We start from the raw sequence: 16,613 nt of genomic DNA on the forward strand, positions 1-16,613 counted from the left end.
CCTTCGGTCGCGTCGCTTCGCGATGGCCTTCGGCCACCCTTGACCGACCGACCCACCCCGAAACGCCACAAGACTTCCGGGATCCCCCCGGGGAACGGCCGGGGGGAGGGTGTGGGGAGGAGCGGCCTCGTCTGAGATGCCTGTGCCTTCTCCGGCCGGAGGTCGTCTGGACACGGCCCCGGCAGGACCGTGACCTCAGTCGGTACAGAGGCGCGGGACGGTCGGAGCATCCAGGGCCGGGGGGTCTGGACACCCTTCCCGTGACCGTCGACGGCCGGCATGAGCGAGAGGTGGAGGGGACGGGCCCCAGGGTCGGTGGGCGCATCGGATCGCTACGCAGTCCGTCTCGGCTGAGCGGCTGACCGCCGTCTGGGGCTGGCGGGCTGGCCGCGAACTCCCCTGCTGGGCACGCTGCTTAGAGTGATCCCATCGACCGGCGGGGGAGCCGGTCAGTGAGTGGGGAGAGCCATGGCATTGCGCAAGTTCCTGAGCGCCCTCGGCGTCAACGCGCCGAGCGTGGAGACGGTCGTCGAGAACCCGCGGGTCAGCCCGGGCGGGACGCTGCGCGTCGTGGTCACCGCCGTGGGCGGCGGCGCCGATGTGGACATCGAGCGGGTGCGGCTGGAGGTGGTCGTACGGGCCGAGGACCGTGAACTGAGCGGCGGCAAGACCGCCTGGAAGCACCCCTATACGGTCGCGACGGCCGAGATCGAAGGCTTCCGGCTGCCCGCCGGGCAGACGGTGACGGTCCGCGGTGAGGTCGTACTGCCGTGGGAGATGCCGCTCACGCACGCGCTGGGCGCGCCCATCACGGGCGGGCGGGCCGCCGTCCGTACCGAGCTGGCCGTCGACAAGTCGGTGGACCAGGGGGACTTCGACGAGATCGAGGTCCACGCCCTCCCGGCGCAGGACGCGATCCTCCAGGCCTACACGGACCTGGGATTCCGCCTGCACGAGGCCGAGGTCAAGATCGGGTTCCACCCGACGCTGGCGCCGAGCATGAAGTCCCGGCAGACGGAGAAGTACTGGCAGGAGATCGACTTCTTCCTCCCGGAGCACATGAAGTGGGGGACCTTGGAGCTCGAGACGGTGTTCACCGCCCGCGAGAACTCCCTCGACACCCACCCGGGCGGCTATCCGCCGGCCACCTTCGTCTACGACGAGCTGGATCAGCAGGCCTGGACGGAGACCCTGAGGGAGCACGTGACCACCTACTGGCCGTCCTACAAGAAGTAATCCCGGGATGGCCGGCCTGGGGGACGGACTTCACCCCTGGGCCGGCGCCCCGCCCCGAACGCGACGTGGCTGATGTCGTTCCCGGTGTTCTCGTACTCGTCCAGCACGTACAGCTCCCCCTTGCGGTCCCCCTCGGCGAGCACCCAGCCCGTGTCCCACCCGTACGTACCTCGCAGCGGCCGCACGGCCAGGGCCCGGCAGCAGGGGAACCCCGCATTCCGCCGTGCCGCATGTCAAGCGGAATCCGGAATGGATCATGACTACGTCGAAATGGTCCAATCCCTACTTGGCCGGTCTTAGCCGCCCTACACTTCGTGCCGTCAACGCCAAAAAGAGCCAGGGGGGCGCAAAATGGCGGATGGTAATTCGACAGTCCAAGTCCGCGTACAAGAGGGTGTTCTGTTTGTCGACGGTGAGGCTTATCCGTTGCACAACATCTCCCACGTAGGGCAGCGCGTATTGGAGGTGGACAAGGGGGCGGCCTGGCGCAGGTTCATCGGCCGGGCAGTCCTCTGCGTCATCATCGGCGGCATCGCGGCGGCCATCTTCGGGAACATCGCCGGAGTCATCGCGGTAGCCGTCTTCGGGCTGCTGATCTGGCAGCTCGTGAAGGTCATCAGCAGGCCTCCGGTGTACGGCCTGGTCCTCAACACCTCGGGCATCCAGCGCGAGGCAGTGTGGTCCCTGGACCGCGCCGAGATCGAGAACCTGGTCTTCGAGATCACGAAGGCCATCGGCCGGCCCAACGCCGCCCCGGTGACCATCAACATCAAGGAAGCCGTCATGGGCGACCAGATCAAGCAGTACGGCGCCGGCAGCATCGGCCGGGCCGAACACAGCGGCTCCGGGGACATCCGGGGAGGTAGCCGCTGATGGCCGGCGACAGCTATACGCAGCACGGTGCCGGGAGCATCGGAAACGCCGCGCACAGCGGCTCCGGAGACATCGTGGCCGGGGGTAAATACGTCGGCGGAAATCCACCGGAGGCCTCGGCGATCGAAAAGCTTCTCGAAGAAGTCCAGGCGATGAGGAAGCACCTGGACGAGGGTGACCGGGCGGAAGTCGACGCGGCGTTGGAAGAGCTCCAAGGGAATCCGCCGGAGGCGAGATTCCGGAGAATCCTCGGGACGTTCTCCGGAATTGCCACGCTCGTGGGAGAGGCCGGAGTTCCGGTGATCGCGGCGGTCAAGGCCCTGCTGGGCTGACCCGCAAACGGAAGGCGAGGGGGCCACGGGCAGTGGCCCCCTTGTCCTACGCCTCTTCTGCGACCCCGCCGAGGAAAGCTGCCCAGGCGCCGGGGGCGACGGAGAGCTGGGGTCCGGCGTGGACCTTGGAGTCCCGGATGTGCACGGACTCTGCGCAGCCTGCCACCTCTACGCACTGGCCGCCTTCGCCGTCGCTGTAGCTCGACTTCCGCCAGTCAAAGGCGACTTCGAGGCACTCGCCGCCCTCGCCACCGCTGTAGCTGCTCTTGAACCAGGCCAGGTGTGTGGTGTTCATAGTTCTCCCAGCAACTTCTCGATCAGGGCCAGTGACTCGTGTGGCGTGAGTGCCTGTGCCCGGATGATCCCATAGCGCTCGGTGTAGATCCTCACCCGTTCGGGGTCCGTGATGAGGTTCGCGTGGCCGTAGGTCTCTGTGTAGGCAACCTCGTTGCGTCCTTTGGGGCGGAGCAGGGTGAACGCACCCTCCAGGCCCGGGTGTTCGTCCAGCTCGGTCGGCATCACCTGAAGGTGCACAGTGCGGAGGCGGCCGATCTGGAGGAGGCGCTGCAGTTGCTCCCTCCGGACCTCTGGTCCGCCCGTGAGGCGGAGCAGGATGGAGTGTTCAAGGACGAAGCTGAAGGTGGGGGCAGGCCACTGTTCAAGGATTGCTTGTCGGGCTAGTCGGTCCGACACCCGCTTCTCGATCGTTCCCTCATCCAGTACCGGCCGACGATGCCGGAAAATGGCCCGCGCGTATGCCTCCGTCTGGAGGAGTCCGGGTATGGCCTGGGCCGCGTAGTAGTGCAGCGCCACAGACCCCGCCTCCGCGTCCGCGAACTTCCGGAACCAATCCGGGTGCCGGGTCCGCGCCCGCTTCAGCGCATCCCTCACGTCCGGGATGGCCGCGTTCAGGACGCCCCCGGCGCCAAGCGCTCGGTCGACGTTCTCCAGGAAGTCCGGCTGGGGTGTTCGTACGCCCCGCTCGATGGAGGACACCAGGTCCTCTCCCACGTGGACGAGCGCCGCGAGCTCCTTCTGCTGCAAGCCCGCCCGTTCCCGCAGCACCTTGATGATTTTGCCGAGCGCCTTGAAGAGGTACGCGGTGCCGTCGACCTCCACGGGTCGCTCCGGCTCCTCCTCGCGTTCCGACAGGTCGTTCATACGCTGAACCGCCCTCGTCCGTACAGGCCGTACACGCAACCACCGCCGGTCCTACGGGGGTTCCCCGTAGCGCCACCGGTCCTGGAAAGCGTACGGCGGACCGGCCACGCTCGGTGACGTGACGATGGAATTGAGTGACATGGCACCGGCGGAGTTCCGGCAGCGCCTCTCCGCCACCCCGCGCGGGGCCCGGCTCGCCCGGCGGCTGGCCGGGGTGCAGCTCGCGGCCTGGGGGATCCCGCACGGCTGCGCCCTCGCGGAGGACGTGGAGCTGGTGGTGGGGGAGTTGGCCGCGAACGCCGTGCTGCACGGGCGCGTGCCCGGCCGGGACTTCGAGGTACGGCTCGGCTACGACGGCCTGCGGGTCCGCGTGGAGGTGAGCGACGCCCGGGGGGACCAGGCGCCGCCGCAGGAGCCGCAGCCCGTGGACCCCTGGTCGGCGGAGGGCGGGCGCGGGCTGGTGCTCGTACGGGCCCTGGCGCGGGAGTGGGGCGTCGCGCCGAGGGAGCGGGGCGGGCCGGGGAAGACGGTGTGGGCATGCTTGTGACCCGGGGGAGTGGCGGCCGTCATCGCTCCTCGGCCGCCCGGAGCCAGTAGGTGACGTGCCGCCGGGTGGTGAGGGTGCTGGGGTGGTCCGGGCCCGAGTAGCGGGTGGCGGTGTCCGTGAGGTGGTGGACGGCGGCGGCCAACTGCCCGGCCCGGCCGAGGCTTTCGCCGAGGCGGTAGAGCACCGCGTGGACGGCGGGCTGGTGCAGGGCGCCTTCGGCGCACGCGTTCAGGGCCGTGGTGTTGGCGCGCAGGGCACTGGTCAGGCCGGCGTCGCGCTCGGTGTCGGGCCAGGCGTGGGTCATCTGGTGGACGCGTACGGCCTGCTGGGCTTCGTCGGGGGAGTGGTCGATCAGGCTCAGCCGGTGGAGCGCCCGCAGCGCGCCGGTCGCCTCCTCCTCGGTGACCGCCGGGGGTTCGGGGGCGGGGCTGTGACGGTGCAGGAACGCGCGGTGGCCCGTGAGGGCAGGATCGCCGGTCAGGACCTCGTGCGGGATGCCGTTCGGGTCGAGCATCGCGGCGAGCTGGAGCAGGGGACGGGCCAGGCCCGCCGGGCGGAGTTCGTCCGCGCGGTCCACGGACAGGGACCAGGCGGCGGCCGCGGGGGTCGACTGGTCGTCGGGCAGGCCACCGGGTTCGGGGAGCAGGTCGGCGAGGTGGCGCGCGCGGTCGGCGAGGCGGGCACGGTAGCGGGCGACCGTGATGTGGGTGTCGATGAGGTAGGCGGCGGCCTGGGACAGGGCGAGCGGAAGGTGACCGAGGTCCTGGGCCAGGGCGGCGAGGTTCGCTTCGGGTTCGCGGCGGCCCTGGGCGGCCAGGGCCTGCTGGAGGTGGGCGGTGGCCTCGGCCGGGGTGAACAGGCCCACCGGGACCAGGCGGCCGTGGGTGGCCAGGGCGGCGTCGCGTCGGCGGGTGGTGACCAGGGTCCGGCCGTGTGGATGGGCCGGCGGCCACAGGTCGCGCAGGTCGCCCGGGTCGGCGACGTCGTCCAGGACGATCAGCCGGCGGGGCCGGCCCGGCGCGGGTCCGAGCCAGGCCAGGAACGCCTGCGCGGCCCGCTCCGGGTCGGCAGGGTCCGCGTGCAGGATGTCGGCGGCGGCACGGGCGTAGGCGTCGGTGACCCACACCAGCAGGTCGACCTGTCCGTCGGCCCAGGCGTGGCGGGCGTGGTCGGCCGCGAGCTGGGTCTTGCCCACGCCGCCCATCCCGGCCAGGACCTGGCAGACGACCGCCGTACCGCCGCCCTCCACGGCGGAGCGCAGCCGGTGCACCTCGGCCCGGTCCTGGAAGGAACCGGCCCGGCGGGGGATCACCCCGACCTGGTGCGGCCAGGAGACGGCATGCCGTGGCGCCGCCTGGTAGGTGATGTGGTCGACGCGGTACGCCGCCAGGCTGCCCTGTCCGGCGTGGACCTGCACACCGCCGACGGGCGGGGTGCTGTCGGGAAGGCTTGGGTACGCCGGTCCGGTCAGCCCTGGGCCGGATCCGGCACCGGAGGGGGGCCGATGTGCGCGCCGCCCTGCAGCACGGCCGCCGCGATCGATCCGCCCTCGGCGGTCACGGTGACGTCCCGCCCGGCGGCCACGCCGCCGGCTGCGGCCGATACCCCGCCGTCCGCTGCCGTGTCCTCCAGCAGGGTGCGCAGCTCGGTGGCCGCCTGCTCCTGCTGCTCGCCGTCCAGGGCCTTCCAGGAGGTCCTCGATGCGGGTCCGCCACACCGTCGCCTGGAGGGCACGCTCCTGCTCCGAGCCGCCCCCGGCCACGAGTCCGGCCGTGGCTCCTGCCGGTGGGGATCGTCGCCGCGCTGCTCGTCATGGTCGGGACGATCGCCGTCGTCCGCAGCGAGGGCAGGGACAAGCGGCGGGTGGAGGCCGGCGCCGGGCGGGTGGCCGAGGCCGCCGCGGGGGCCCGGTTCTGCTCCGCGTGCGACGGGGTGTTCTTCCCGGGTACGGGGATCAGCTCGACGAGAAGGCGAAGGCGGCGGCCGGGGAGCCGGAGTCGCCCTGACCGCCCGCCCGGCTACTTCTTCAGGTTGTCCGCGATCAGCTTCTTGAACTCGTCCGGGGTGATCGAGTCGATCCCCTTCCCCGAGTTCACCGTGAGCTTCGTGCCGTTGACGGAGACGTCCGGAGTGCCCTTCATGTCCTGGTCGTAGAAGGCCTGGCCGACCTTTTCGACCCACGGCATGTAGGTGAGTTCCTTGACCGCCTGGTTGAAGGCGGGCGTCCGCAGGCCCGGGACCTGATCCGCGAGCTCCAGCAGGGTGGCCGTGGAGCCGAACTTGTCGTCCGATTCCTTCTCCGGGTGGTTCTTGTAGAGCACCTGGAGGTACTCCATGAACTTCTCCGGGCTCTCGTTCACCGCCGCGCCCAGCGCGTTGACCGCCCGCTTGGAGCCCTTGCCGCCGCCCAGCGCCTTGTCCAGGAACGTGGCGAAGTGGTACTCGACGCGGTACGTGCCCGCGTCCGCCTGCTCCTTGATGGTCTTGCCGAGGCCGATCTCGACGCCCGCGCAGTAGGGGCAGCGCGGGTCGAGCCAGACGGAGAGGACGTTCTTCGCGTCGGCCTTGCCGTACGGGATCACGATCCCGTCCTTGCCGGTGGTGTGGGCGGGCTGGACGAAGGGCTTGTCGGCGCCCTCGTCGGCGGAAGCGCCCGAGCCGGAGGAGTTCGCCGCGTACATCCCGACGCCGACCGCGAGGGCCAGTACGGCGACCAGCGCGCCGCCGATCAGCAACCGCCCGCGCAGCTTCTCGCGGCGGGCCTGGGCCTCGCGCTCCTCGCGCATCCGGTCGCGGGCCTCGCGCCGCTGGTCCTTCTTACTGCTTGCCATGCCCCAAGGATAAAGATCGTAGAGCGCTCAAGTAGGTGCCATTGGTGCGAATCGGGCGGGGACCTAAGTCCTTTGTCCGTTTCCGTACAAGGTCCTGGGTGCGGTCCTGCCCAAGGTCCTGTGGAAGGTCCTGTGAAGGGCAGGCGAATGGTGGGACACATCTCCCGGGGCGGCGGTGAGTCGCGCGCGAAGAACTGATAGACAGTTAACCTCCACGGCCCGATCGACCGTCCGCTCGGCCGTCCGCGCGAAGGTGTTCGGGTGCGCGGAGCGTTATACGACTTTTTTTACGTTTTACGGGGGCCCGGATCGGCCACCGCTCTGGGGGGATCGCCGCACTGTGAAGCCACTTCACCGTCACCTCGTCAACACCTCGCGCAAAGTCATGTGCACGGCCGCCCTCGCGGCCAGCCTGACCACCGCCGCGGTCGTGACCAACACGCCGATCGCGGGCGCCGGGGAAGCCGAGCCGACCCCCGACAGCCCCCAGGCCACCGATCGCGGTGACGCCCGGCTGGAACTCCCGGACCTGGTCGCCGACCCGCCGCCCGCGCCCCCCGGTGCCGCCAGCCCCAACGGGGCCACGGCCGGTATACCCGCGACCGCCCTCGACGCCTACAAGCGTGCCGAGATATCGGTGGCCGCAGCGCTCCCCGGCTGCCACCTGCCCTGGCAACTGCTCGCGGGCATAGGCAGGGTGGAGTCCGTGCACGCCTCCGGCTACGGGCTCAAGGTGGACGGGTACACCGAGAAGCCGATCCGCGGGCCGCGCCTGGACGGCAACGGCTTCGCCGAGATCAGGGACACCGACAAGGGCGAGTGGGACGCCGACGCCGAGTACGACCGCGCGGTCGGCCCGATGCAGTTCATCCCCTCCACCTGGTCGACCTGGGGCGCCGACGGCAACGCCGACGGCAAGCGCGACCCGAACAACATCTACGACGCCGCCCTGGGCGCCGGCCTCTACCTCTGCGCGGGCCAGCGCAACCTCACCGACGCGGGCGACCTCGACAAGGCGATCCTCAGCTACAACAGGTCGCGCGAGTACGTGAACACGGTGCTCGGCTACATGCGCCAGTACCAGGCCGGCCAGGGCGCGACCCCGGTGCCGAACCCGCCGACCCTGCCGACGCCCCCGGCCCCGCCGGCACCCGTGCCGACCCCGCCCCCGACGCCGGCTCCCACGCCGCCCCCGACCCCCACGCCGCCGACGCCGACCCCGCCCACCCCGGCCCCGACCCTGGACAAGCTGGTCCGGATCGGCACCAGGGAGCTCGCGGCCGAGGCCGGGACCGAGTTCGCGCGCACCCCGCTCGTCAAGGCGGTGCTGACCAACGGCATGCCGGCCGTCGACCAGGTGATCGTGTTCTCCGTCGACGACGACACCACGGGCCGCACCGTCTTCGCGGCGGACGGCAAGGACTACGCGGTCCTGCGCACCAACGAAAAGGGCCTGGTCCGGGTCCCGAAGCTGAAGGCGGGCCGCAAGGCGGGCACCTTCGTCGTGCGCGCCTCGGGCTACGTGGCTTCGACCGAGGTCTCCGTGAAGATCCAGGGCAAGGTCACCCCGGCCACGCCGGTACCCGTCCCGGAGGCGGACCAGCTCGTCCGCAGCGACGCGAACGCCGGCAAGCCGCTCACCGTGGAAGCCGGAACCGCGATCAAGGGCGTGCAGTTCCTGGCGACGGCGAAGGACAAGCCGGTCGCCGGTGCCAAGGCCACGGCCGGGCTCGGCACCGAGACCGCGGACGGCAAGTGGGTCCCCGCGGACCCGGCGAAGGCGGGGGAGACCCCGTACTTCCTGGACAAGGACGGCAACAAGCTGACGGAGCTGGCGCTCCCGGCGACCGGCGAGGACGGCAAGATCGCCCTGCCGGAACTGTCCACCACCGGCGTCGCGGCGGGCACGTACACGCTCCGCGTGCGGATCTCGGACCAGGCGGTCGTCTTCCTGAAGATCACCGTCACCGAGCCCCCCGTCACCGAGCCCCCGGTCACCGAGCCTCCCGCGACGAAGCCCCCGACGACCGACCAGCCGACCCGCAAGAGCTAGTACCCGCGGATCGTAGGACGCGACGGTGTACTCGGCCGCCAGGGCGTCGGCGACTCCGTCGAAGGCGGCCGCCCCGCCCGTCCCGCCGGGGATCAGCAGCAGGAGCGGGCCCCGGCCGCGCACCTCGTAGTGCAGGGTCGCGCCGCGCACGCGCAGGCTGCGGGTGGTCCGGGTGCTCACGCGGTGCCCCCCCTCGTGGTGGGTGGAGCGCTGGCTCAGCAGGGTGTGCAGGGCGTCGAGGGACCAGAGCCAGGAGGCCTGAGGCGTCCGCGCGTGGGCGAAACCGCCGGAGGCCTCCAGGGCCACGAACCCGTGGAACGTGCTGAGCAGCAGCCGGGCCGCGTCGGTCAGATCAGGCTCCGCCAGTCCGTAGCCGCGCAGCATGCCGTACGTCAGCGCGACCGCGCGGCGCGGCCCGGCGGCCTTTGCGGCCAGCTCGGGGTCGATCTTGAGCGGGGCCTGCGTCGCCGCGTAGCGGCCGGGACACCGGTGGGCGTAGTCCCGCCAGGCGTTGGCGAACGCGATGAGCGCGTCCCGTCCGGCGAGTCCGGCAGTCGCCTCGGCGATGAGCAGCGTCTTCTCGTCCGCCGCCAGCAGAGCGATCCGCCCGCGGAGGTCTTCCAGGCTGCGGTACGTGCGCGTAGAGGCTGCCGGGGGGCGCTGCGCCGCAGGCCCGGTTCCACGACCCGGCCAGGGAAAAGGCAGGAGCCCCGTCGACTCTGCTCGCGCAGAGAAGACAGGGCTCCTTGGGTACTGCATATCCAACCGCGATTGGTTGGCCCAGGCGACTAGGCCGGGGTGACGTTCTCCGCCTGCGGGCCCTTCGGACCCTGGGTGACGTCGAAGTTCACCAGCTGGTTCTCCTCAAGGGAGCGGAAGCCGGCGGCGTTGATCGCGGAGTAGTGGACGAAGACATCCGGGCCGCCGCCGTCCTGGGCGATGAAGCCGAAGCCCTTTTCAGCGTTGAACCACTTGACGGTTCCGGTAGCCATGAGCCCTCCTATGGGCCAAAGGGTCGCCCTGCTCCAGAACCTGCTAAGAAGTCTGAAAACTACAAAAGCCTGCGGGTCACATTCTCCGCAGGCCTCGTACTGCAAGGGAAACCAAACTGCAACTTGCGTCGAGCCTAGCACGCACATCCCGGCCGAGACCAGAGGGAAAGATCACGTCACTCGGACGTTTGAGACCCGCCAGACGGCTGACGGAGACGCGGGGGCTAGTCTCGCGATGTGGACGCCTATCGCAGCCGGCCCCGTGTCGGCCACATTCAGTTCCTGAACTGCCTGCCCCTCTACTGGGGGCTGGCCAGAACCGGCACGCTGCTGGACCTGGAGCTGACCAAGGACACCCCGGAGAAGCTCAGCGCGAGCCTCGTCCAGGGCGGCTTGGACATCGGTCCCATCACCCTCGTGGAGTTCCTCCGCAACGCGGACGACCTCGTCGCCTTCCCCGACCTCGCGGTCGGCTGCGACGGCCCCGTCATGTCCTGCGTGATCGTCTCGCAGGTCCCCCTGGACCAGCTGGACGGCGCCCGCGTCGCTCTGGGATCCACCTCGAGAACGTCCGTACGCCTGGCCCAGCTGCTGCTCGCGGAGAAGTACGGCGTACGGCCCGACTACTACACCTGCCCGCCCGACCTGGGCCTGATGATGCAGGAGGCGGACGCGGCGGTGCTGATCGGCGACGCCGCGCTGCGAGCCTCGCTGCACGACGCGCCCCGGCTCGGGCTCACCGTCCACGACCTGGGGGCGATGTGGAAGGAGTGGACCGGACTGCCGTTCGTCTTCGCCGTCTGGGCCGCCCGCAAGGAGTACCTGGAGCGCGAGCCGGAGGTCGTGCGGAAGGTCCACGAGGCCTTCCTCGCCTCCCGGGACGTCTCCCTGGAGGAGGTCGGCAAGGTGGCCGAGCAGGCGGCCCGCTGGGAGGCCTTCGACGCGGAACTCCTGGAGCGCTACTTCACGACGCTCGACTTCCGCTTCGGTCCCGACCAACTGGCCGGCGTACGTGAATTCGCGCGGCGCACGGGACTCACGACGGGCTATGCGCCCGATGTGAACGTGGAGCTCCTGCCGGTGGGCGTTCCGGGTCGTTAGCGCGGCTTATGAGGGTATTCGCCTTCCGCCTTTCCGCAGAGCGGAATGGAGCGGAGCGGGAAGGTGAATACCCGGCGTTCACCGGGAATGCGTTCCCCTTTCACCGTCCCCCGCTGCGGCCCCCGTGCGGGCGTGGGCGGGTAGGGGACAACCGCCCCCTGCTACCGTCCATCGCCAAGATGCGGCGGGGCGGGGGGCGAAATCTGACATGGGCATTACGGGATTCGTGGCCGGGGTCACGCTCTGGGGCACGCTGGCCGGTCTTCTGCTGCCCCGCGCCGTCTACCGCCTCGCGGTGGAGCCGGACCTGCCCCGGCGCTCGGCCTGCCCGGCCGGGCATCCGCTGACCGGACCGGCCCGCGGCTGGCTCGGCCTCCCGGTCTGCCCCCGGTGCGCGCCGCCCGCGCCGGGCGCCCGCAACCGCTGGCGCGGGGGCTTCGCGCCCGCCGGCGGGGCCGTTCTCGCGACCATCCTGGTGTGCCTCGCGCTCGGGGCCGGGGTGGGGGCGCGGCCCGAGCTGGCCGTCTGGCTGCTGCTGGCGCCCTTCACCGTGCTGCTCTGCCTCGTGGACCGGGCCGTGCACCGGCTGCCCGACGTACTGACCCTCCCGCTGGCCGCCGGAACCGCCGTGGCCCTCGGAGCGGCCGCCCGGTTCGGGGGAGCCGGCGGCTCCTGGACGCGGGCGCTGCTCGGCGGGCTCGCCCTCGGCGGCGTCTACCTCGTCCTCTTCTTCATCAACCCGCGCGGCATGGGCTTCGGCGACGTCAAACTCGCGCTCGTCGTGGGTCAGGTGCTCGGCTGGTACGGGTGGCCCGTGCTCTTCGCCGGAACCTTCGCCGCCTTCCTCGGGGGCGCCGCGCACGGCCTCACCCTGATCGCCCTGCGCCGGGCGGACCGCAGCAGCCCGATCCCCTTCGGCCCGTTCATGGCGGGCGGCGCCCTCGCGGGCGTGGTCTGGGCGGGACTCGGCCTCGGCGGCGTGGCGGGCCTGTGATCGCCTGCGCTGCCGGTCGCCTCCGCCGGTCGCCTCCGCCGGTCACCTCCGAGCGCCGCTGAGCAGGGGCCCCGTACGCCCGGCAGGGGGCCACGGCGGGGGAGGGGGCGGCTGGCGTAGGCTGGATCGGTCCGGCACCTTGACACAGCCGAACGCCAGCCGAACGACACAGCCGAAAGGTGACGCACCGGTGACCGACCAGGCCGCTCTCCAGTCAGTCCTCGACCGAGCCGCCGCTGGGGGCCGGATCACCAAGGAAGAGGCGCTCGACCTCTACCGCCACGCGCCGCTGCACGCGCTGGGCCAGGCCGCCGACGCGGCCCGCCGGCTGCGCTACGCCGGTACCGAGCACATCGCGACGTACATCATCGAGCGCAACATCAACTACACCAACGTGTGTGTGACGGCGTGCAAGTTCTGCGCCTTCTACGCGGCCCCCAAGGACGTGAAGAAGGGCTGGTCCCGCGACCTCGACGACATCCTGCGCCGCTGCGCGGAGACCGTCGAGCTGGGCGGCACGCAGATCATGTTCCAGGGCGGCCACCACCCGGACTACGGCGTCGAGTACTACGAGCACCACTTCTCCGCCATCAAGCAGGCCTTCCCGCAGCTGGTCATCCACTCCCTCGGCGCGTCCGAGGTCGACCACATGGCCCGGATCTCCAAGGTGTCGGCGGAGGAAGCGATCCAGCGCATCCACGCCGCCGGCCTCGACTCCTTCGCGGGCGCCGGCGCCGAGCTGCTCCCCGAGCGGCCGCGCAAGGCGATCGCCCCGCTCAAGGAGTCCGGCGAGCGCTGGCTGGAGATCATGGAGATCGCCCACAAGCTGGGCGTGGAGTCCACCTCCACCATGCTGATGGGCACCGGCGAGACCAACGCCGAGCGCATCGAGCACATCGCGATGATCCGGGACACGCAGGACCGCACGGGCGGCTTCCGCGCCTTCATCCCGTACACGTACCAGCCCGAGAACAACCACCTCAAGGGCCGGACCCAGGCGACCGTCTTCGAGTACCTGCGCATGATCGCCATCGCGCGGCTCTTCCTCGACAACATCGCCCACATCCAGGGTTCCTGGCTCACCGTCGGCAAGGAGGCGGGCCAGCTCTCCCTGCACTACGGCGCCGACGACCTCGGTTCGATCATGCTGGAGGAGAACGTGGTCTCCTCCGCCGGTGCCAAGCACCGCTCCAACCGCATGGAGATCATCGACCTCATCCGCAAGGCGGGCCGCGTCCCGGCGCAGCGCGCCACGACGTACGAGCACCTCCTCGTGCACGAGGACCCGGCGAACGACCCGGTCGACGACCGCGTGGTCTCGCACATCTCCTCCACCGCCATCGAGGGCGGTACGGCTCACCCCGAGCTGAAGCTCATCTCCTCGAACTGAGCGCCCGTGCTGACGATCCACACCGCCGAACTCCTCGTCACGGGAGCCACCACCGGACCCGGACCGGGACCCGCGCCGCTGCCCGGCGGCGCGGTCCTGGTCGAGGGCGACCGCATCGCCCGGGTGGGCCCGTACGAGGAGCTCGCCGCGGCCTACCCGCACGCGCGCGCCCGCACCTGGCCCGGGGTGCTGACCCCGGGGTTGCTGGTGCGCGGCGGCGACGAGCTGCTGGAGCGCACGTACTACCCGGACGACCCGTACGAGATCACCGAGCTCGGGGCCGAACCGATCAGCGGCGCCGAGGCGTTGGCGGACCTGAAGATGACGGAGCCGCGCTGGGGCAACAGCGCGCGGCGCGGTACGCAGAAGCTGCTCGCCCGCGGGGTGGTCGCGGTGGCCGGCCGCCTCACCGTCCCGGCCGTCCGGACGGCCGTGGTCCGCTCGGGGCTCACCGTCGTTGCGCCCGCTCCCTACGAGGGGCCGGCCTCCCTGGACCCGCTCGCCGGCCGGAGCGCGGCCGAGGAGGCCTTCCACGGAGTCCTGGAGCCGGGCGCCCCGGCGCGGTTCGCGGTGTTCGCGGTGGCCGGTCCGGTGGAGCTGCTGGTGGAGGGCCCGACGAGCTGTGTGGCCACGGTCATCGGCGGCAGGCTGCTCCACCGCCGGCGCTGAGCCCGGCGGTATCCGTCTGGGTGAGGGCGGACAGGAGACAGACCTGGAGGCGGCTGAGCCCGCCCAGCTTCTCGCGGATGTTGGACACGTGGAATTTGACGGTGCCGACGGACAGGCGGAGCTTCTCCGCCAGCTCCGAGTTGCTCGCGCCCGTGCATAAATTCATGAATACGACCGACTCTTGGCGCGTGAGCTGAATTTCTTCCTCAGATCCGGACTCGGCCGCGGAGCCGCTCCCGGACTCCGGCCCGGACTGGAACCGGCTGGGCAGACAGATGGTCATGCCGTTGTCGATTTCCATGATCCCCCCCGGGATGTTTCGATCGATTTTTCATTGTAACTGCAGGGCTGGAGAGGGGAATGGCGGGATTCGGTCAGAACCGTGACGATCCGGTGGGGACGGTCGATCACGGGACGAGAGGCCCCCTCACGTAATTCCCGCGCGAGTCGAACGGCCAGGCGTTCGACCGGCAGCCCAGCAGCCCTTTGAGCTGCTGCATCATCGCCGGCGCGGGCAGCCCCGGGCCGGGGCAGGTCTCGTGGCCGCGGCCCAGTTCGTGGCCCACCTCGTGGTTGACGATCAGCGCCCGGTACGCGGCGGGCGAACCGTCGAACTGGGGAGAACCGAGCTGCCAGCGCCGGAGGTTGACGACCACCTGGTGCCCGCTGCGGCAGTTCACCTCCCCCTTCAGCTCCGGGGTCACCACCTGGCAGAGGCGGTCCGTGGTGGCCGGGGTGGCGATGCGCACCGTGAACTCCACCGGGCCGGACCCGGTCAACCGGAACCCGTACCGCGGGTCGCGGGTCCAGCCGCGCGGGTCCCCGAGCACGGCGTCCACCGCGCGGGCGGCCTCGTCCGGATCGACGCCGGAGCCGTCCTCGGCCTCGACCCGGTAGCGCCGTACCGGTCCGGAACCGTGGCGGGGGCCGGAGACGGTGGAGGCCCGGAAGGTGCCGGGCCCCCGCTCCGGGACGGCCGGAGGGCTCGGGGCGGGGGTGGCGGAGGGGCTCGGGGCGGGCGTCGGCGAGGACGCCGGTGAGGTCGTCGGTGAGGGGGAAGGCGTGGGCGCGGGCAGGGGTGCGGGGTCTAGCGGGGCCGTCTGCCCGGACTGCGGGGGCTGTGGGGCGGAGAGGTCCGCGCGGGGTGCGGACACCTGGGGCAGGAGCCCCGCCACGGCCGCCGCGACGGCGGCCCCCGAGCAGAGCACGAGCGGCAGCACCAGCCGTGCGGGCAGGCGGCGGGCGGAGCGGCGGCGGGTAGAGCGGTGTTTCGTCATGTCAGAGCCGAGTCGGTTCGCATTGCGTCGCGTCGTGTGTCGCGTCGTGGATCAGGCGGACGTGAGCTGGGCGGCGAGTCGCATCCGCTCCTCCAACTGCGTCTTGGCCAGCGCCAGTACCTCGGCGTTCTGCTCGATCAGCCGCTTCTGGTAGGCGACTTCGACCGCGAACCAGATGCCCACCAGATTGGTGCGCTGCTTGCAGGTCACGTCCTGCTGCGCGGCGGTGACGGCTTGCGGAGATCCGAGGGTGGCGTCGTTGAATCCCAGTTCGGGGCTGACCGGATTGTCGGTCCGGTAGCCCTTTTCGGCCATGCAGGCGGACCATTCCTTGATCGCCTTTTCGACCCGGCTGTCCTGCCGGGAGCGCCCGTAGGCATCGAATCCGAAGTTCTGCGGGACCATGATGTCCACGGAGTTCTTCACCGGGGCGTAGAGCTTGAGGAAGGATTCCCGCAGGCAGCCGCCCGACGGCACCTTCTTTCCGTCGACGGTGAGGGAACCCAGACCCGATTTCTCGGATTCCTCCTGGCTCATGGGGATGGGTTTCGCGGGATCCACCTGTTCCTCGCCGTGCAGGAAGAGCTTCTCGTTCGGCCCGAGCTGCTTCGCCGCCGGCTTGGGCGGGCGGTTCTCCAGCGCCGGGTTGTTGTAGCCGTAGCGGGCGGCGACCGCGGCGTCGGACAGCCCGTAACGCCTGCTCTCGTCGCGCGGCTGCGCCACGGACCCGGCGCGCGGGGACTCGTACCGGAACCCGTAGCGCTGCATGCACCGGTCGACCAGCTTGTCCTGGGCCTTCGTCAGCTGGGAGTTCTGCTCCCCGGTCGGTACGTACGCGTCGAGCGGGAAGCGAAGGTCGGCGCTGGCCAGCAAGGTCGTGACGGCGCCGGTCGAGGGCTCCTCGGCGGACGAGCCGCCGCCCGGGTCCGAGCCGCCGCAGCCCGCGAGGGCCAGGGGTAACAAGGCGACGCCGAGGGGTCGCAGCAGGCGGCGGGGGAAGGGCATGAGGGCTCCGGTGGGAGATGAGACGATGTGGGCGCGGGGGGGGTGGAGGAGGATGGGAGGGGGGAGGGAGGGGGGGTGAGGGGGGTGGGGGAGGGGGGGGGGGAGGAGGGAGGGGAGTGAGAGGGAGTAAGGCATGGTTGGGCGGTCTTGCC

Annotated in this window: 18 protein-coding genes and 1 pseudogene; 9 read left to right on the top strand and 10 right to left on the bottom strand. The window is 71.1% G+C overall.

The genetic code is table 11. From position 1 onward, the window contains the following. Positions 1 to 468: 468 nt before the first annotated feature. From ACFWBW_RS37840 to ACFWBW_RS37850, 3 genes are all read left to right on the top strand, one after another. Positions 469 to 1,236, top strand: a complete 768-nt coding sequence (locus ACFWBW_RS37840; protein WP_385383107.1) for a sporulation protein — start codon at positions 469 to 471, stop codon at positions 1,234 to 1,236. 351 nt (positions 1,237 to 1,587) lie between these two features. Beyond that, a complete protein-coding gene (locus tag ACFWBW_RS37845; protein WP_385383110.1) occupies positions 1,588 to 2,109 on the top strand; it encodes a DUF6232 family protein in 522 nt (173 codons plus the stop codon). Next, the gene (locus ACFWBW_RS37850) at positions 2,109 to 2,441 is read left to right on the top strand and encodes a hypothetical protein (RefSeq protein ID WP_385383113.1); all 333 of its coding nucleotides are present in this window, start codon (positions 2,109 to 2,111) and stop codon (positions 2,439 to 2,441) included. Before ACFWBW_RS37845 ends, ACFWBW_RS37850 begins: the two co-directional genes overlap by 1 nt. Before the next feature lie 46 nt (positions 2,442 to 2,487). On the opposite strand, the gene ACFWBW_RS37855 is transcribed toward ACFWBW_RS37850, so the two are convergent. Next, positions 2,488 to 2,736 (bottom strand): DUF397 domain-containing protein, encoded by a 249-nt coding sequence (locus tag ACFWBW_RS37855; protein ID WP_385383115.1) that lies wholly within the window; start codon positions 2,734 to 2,736, stop codon positions 2,488 to 2,490. Then, positions 2,733 to 3,602, bottom strand: a complete 870-nt coding sequence (locus ACFWBW_RS37860) for a Scr1 family TA system antitoxin-like transcriptional regulator (RefSeq protein WP_385383118.1) — start codon at positions 3,600 to 3,602, stop codon at positions 2,733 to 2,735. Before ACFWBW_RS37860 ends, ACFWBW_RS37855 begins: the two co-directional genes overlap by 4 nt. Before the next feature lie 124 nt (positions 3,603 to 3,726). Here ACFWBW_RS37860 and ACFWBW_RS37865 point away from each other — a divergent pair, with 124 nt between their 5' ends. Continuing rightward, positions 3,727 to 4,149 (top strand): ATP-binding protein, encoded by a 423-nt coding sequence (locus tag ACFWBW_RS37865; RefSeq protein ID WP_385383172.1) that lies wholly within the window; start codon positions 3,727 to 3,729, stop codon positions 4,147 to 4,149. A gap of 19 nt (positions 4,150 to 4,168) precedes the next feature. Here the strand turns inward: ACFWBW_RS37865 and ACFWBW_RS37870 are convergent, their stop codons facing one another. From ACFWBW_RS37870 to ACFWBW_RS37880, 3 genes are all read right to left on the bottom strand, one after another. Continuing rightward, the gene (locus ACFWBW_RS37870) at positions 4,169 to 5,566 is read right to left on the bottom strand and encodes an NB-ARC domain-containing protein (RefSeq protein WP_385383121.1); all 1,398 of its coding nucleotides are present in this window, start codon (positions 5,564 to 5,566) and stop codon (positions 4,169 to 4,171) included. A 50-nt stretch (positions 5,567 to 5,616) separates the two neighbouring features. Continuing rightward, complete coding sequence (locus ACFWBW_RS37875) at positions 5,617 to 5,883, bottom strand: hypothetical protein (RefSeq protein WP_385383124.1); 267 nt, start codon at positions 5,881 to 5,883, stop codon at positions 5,617 to 5,619. Between the two features lie 284 nt (positions 5,884 to 6,167). Continuing rightward, positions 6,168 to 6,980 carry a thioredoxin domain-containing protein gene (locus ACFWBW_RS37880; protein ID WP_385383127.1) on the bottom strand — a complete coding sequence of 271 codons (813 nt, stop codon included), beginning with the start codon at positions 6,978 to 6,980 and terminating at the stop codon, positions 6,168 to 6,170. Between the two features lie 340 nt (positions 6,981 to 7,320). Here ACFWBW_RS37880 and ACFWBW_RS37885 point away from each other — a divergent pair, with 340 nt between their 5' ends. After that, entirely contained in the window at positions 7,321 to 9,033 is a 1,713-nt protein-coding gene (locus ACFWBW_RS37885; protein ID WP_385383130.1) for a lytic transglycosylase domain-containing protein, read from the top strand. 189 nt (positions 9,034 to 9,222) lie between these two features. Here the strand turns inward: ACFWBW_RS37885 and ACFWBW_RS37890 are convergent. Next, positions 9,223 to 9,682: pseudogene (locus ACFWBW_RS37890) on the bottom strand (TetR-like C-terminal domain-containing protein); the annotation flags it as partial. 139 nt (positions 9,683 to 9,821) lie between these two features. Next, a complete protein-coding gene (locus ACFWBW_RS37895) occupies positions 9,822 to 10,025 on the bottom strand; it encodes a cold-shock protein (protein ID WP_112451444.1) in 204 nt (67 codons plus the stop codon). Positions 10,026 to 10,262: 237 nt separating this feature from the next. Here ACFWBW_RS37895 and ACFWBW_RS37900 point away from each other — a divergent pair, with 237 nt between their 5' ends. The 4 genes from ACFWBW_RS37900 (at position 10,263) to ACFWBW_RS37915 (ending at position 14,179) form a co-directional block, all read left to right on the top strand. Further along, positions 10,263 to 11,126 carry a menaquinone biosynthetic enzyme MqnA/MqnD family protein gene (locus ACFWBW_RS37900; RefSeq protein WP_385383133.1) on the top strand — a complete coding sequence of 288 codons (864 nt, stop codon included), beginning with the start codon at positions 10,263 to 10,265 and terminating at the stop codon, positions 11,124 to 11,126. Positions 11,127 to 11,334: 208 nt separating this feature from the next. Beyond that, positions 11,335 to 12,120 (top strand): prepilin peptidase, encoded by a 786-nt coding sequence (locus ACFWBW_RS37905; RefSeq protein WP_385383136.1) that lies wholly within the window; start codon positions 11,335 to 11,337, stop codon positions 12,118 to 12,120. A 190-nt stretch (positions 12,121 to 12,310) separates the two neighbouring features. Further along, complete coding sequence (gene mqnC / locus ACFWBW_RS37910) at positions 12,311 to 13,510, top strand: cyclic dehypoxanthinyl futalosine synthase (RefSeq protein ID WP_385383139.1); 1,200 nt, start codon at positions 12,311 to 12,313, stop codon at positions 13,508 to 13,510. 6 nt (positions 13,511 to 13,516) lie between these two features. After that, positions 13,517 to 14,179 (top strand): hypothetical protein, encoded by a 663-nt coding sequence (locus ACFWBW_RS37915; RefSeq protein WP_385383142.1) that lies wholly within the window; start codon positions 13,517 to 13,519, stop codon positions 14,177 to 14,179. On the opposite strand, the gene ACFWBW_RS37920 is transcribed toward ACFWBW_RS37915, so the two are convergent. The 3 genes from ACFWBW_RS37920 to ACFWBW_RS37930 all read right to left on the bottom strand — a co-directional run bounded on the left by ACFWBW_RS37920 (position 14,145) and on the right by ACFWBW_RS37930 (position 16,461). Beyond that, positions 14,145 to 14,480 (bottom strand): response regulator transcription factor, encoded by a 336-nt coding sequence (locus ACFWBW_RS37920; RefSeq protein ID WP_385383145.1) that lies wholly within the window; start codon positions 14,478 to 14,480, stop codon positions 14,145 to 14,147. The genes ACFWBW_RS37915 and ACFWBW_RS37920 overlap by 35 nt on opposite strands. Before the next feature lie 106 nt (positions 14,481 to 14,586). Further along, positions 14,587 to 15,456 carry a DUF3152 domain-containing protein gene (locus ACFWBW_RS37925; protein ID WP_385383148.1) on the bottom strand — a complete coding sequence of 290 codons (870 nt, stop codon included), beginning with the start codon at positions 15,454 to 15,456 and terminating at the stop codon, positions 14,587 to 14,589. 51 nt (positions 15,457 to 15,507) lie between these two features. Next, positions 15,508 to 16,461, bottom strand: a complete 954-nt coding sequence (locus tag ACFWBW_RS37930) for a hypothetical protein (RefSeq protein WP_385383151.1) — start codon at positions 16,459 to 16,461, stop codon at positions 15,508 to 15,510. Positions 16,462 to 16,613 lie beyond the last annotated feature (152 nt).

The organism is Streptomyces sp. NPDC059957 (assembly GCF_042730015.1).
In the GTDB taxonomy this organism is placed as follows: domain Bacteria; phylum Actinomycetota; class Actinomycetes; order Streptomycetales; family Streptomycetaceae; genus Streptomyces.

Excerpts from the sequence above, each read along its gene's own strand:
- ACFWBW_RS37840 (WP_385383107.1), top strand. The coding sequence starts at position 469 with ATGGCATTGCGCAAGTTCCTGAGCGCCCTCGGCGTCAACGCGCCGAGC.
- ACFWBW_RS37845 (WP_385383110.1), top strand. The coding sequence starts at position 1,588 with ATGGCGGATGGTAATTCGACAGTCCAAGTCCGCGTACAAGAGGGTGTT.
- ACFWBW_RS37850 (WP_385383113.1), top strand. The coding sequence starts at position 2,109 with ATGGCCGGCGACAGCTATACGCAGCACGGTGCCGGGAGCATCGGAAAC.
- ACFWBW_RS37855 (WP_385383115.1), bottom strand. The coding sequence starts at position 2,736 with ATGAACACCACACACCTGGCCTGGTTCAAGAGCAGCTACAGCGGTGGC.
- ACFWBW_RS37860 (WP_385383118.1), bottom strand. The coding sequence starts at position 3,602 with ATGAACGACCTGTCGGAACGCGAGGAGGAGCCGGAGCGACCCGTGGAG.
- ACFWBW_RS37865 (WP_385383172.1), top strand. The coding sequence starts at position 3,727 with ATGGAATTGAGTGACATGGCACCGGCGGAGTTCCGGCAGCGCCTCTCC.
- ACFWBW_RS37880 (WP_385383127.1), bottom strand. The coding sequence starts at position 6,980 with ATGGCAAGCAGTAAGAAGGACCAGCGGCGCGAGGCCCGCGACCGGATG.
- ACFWBW_RS37895 (WP_112451444.1), bottom strand. The coding sequence starts at position 10,025 with ATGGCTACCGGAACCGTCAAGTGGTTCAACGCTGAAAAGGGCTTCGGC.
- ACFWBW_RS37905 (WP_385383136.1), top strand. The coding sequence starts at position 11,335 with ATGGGCATTACGGGATTCGTGGCCGGGGTCACGCTCTGGGGCACGCTG.
- ACFWBW_RS37920 (WP_385383145.1), bottom strand. The coding sequence starts at position 14,480 with ATGGAAATCGACAACGGCATGACCATCTGTCTGCCCAGCCGGTTCCAG.
- ACFWBW_RS37925 (WP_385383148.1), bottom strand. The coding sequence starts at position 15,456 with ATGACGAAACACCGCTCTACCCGCCGCCGCTCCGCCCGCCGCCTGCCC.
- ACFWBW_RS37930 (WP_385383151.1), bottom strand. The coding sequence starts at position 16,461 with ATGCCCTTCCCCCGCCGCCTGCTGCGACCCCTCGGCGTCGCCTTGTTA.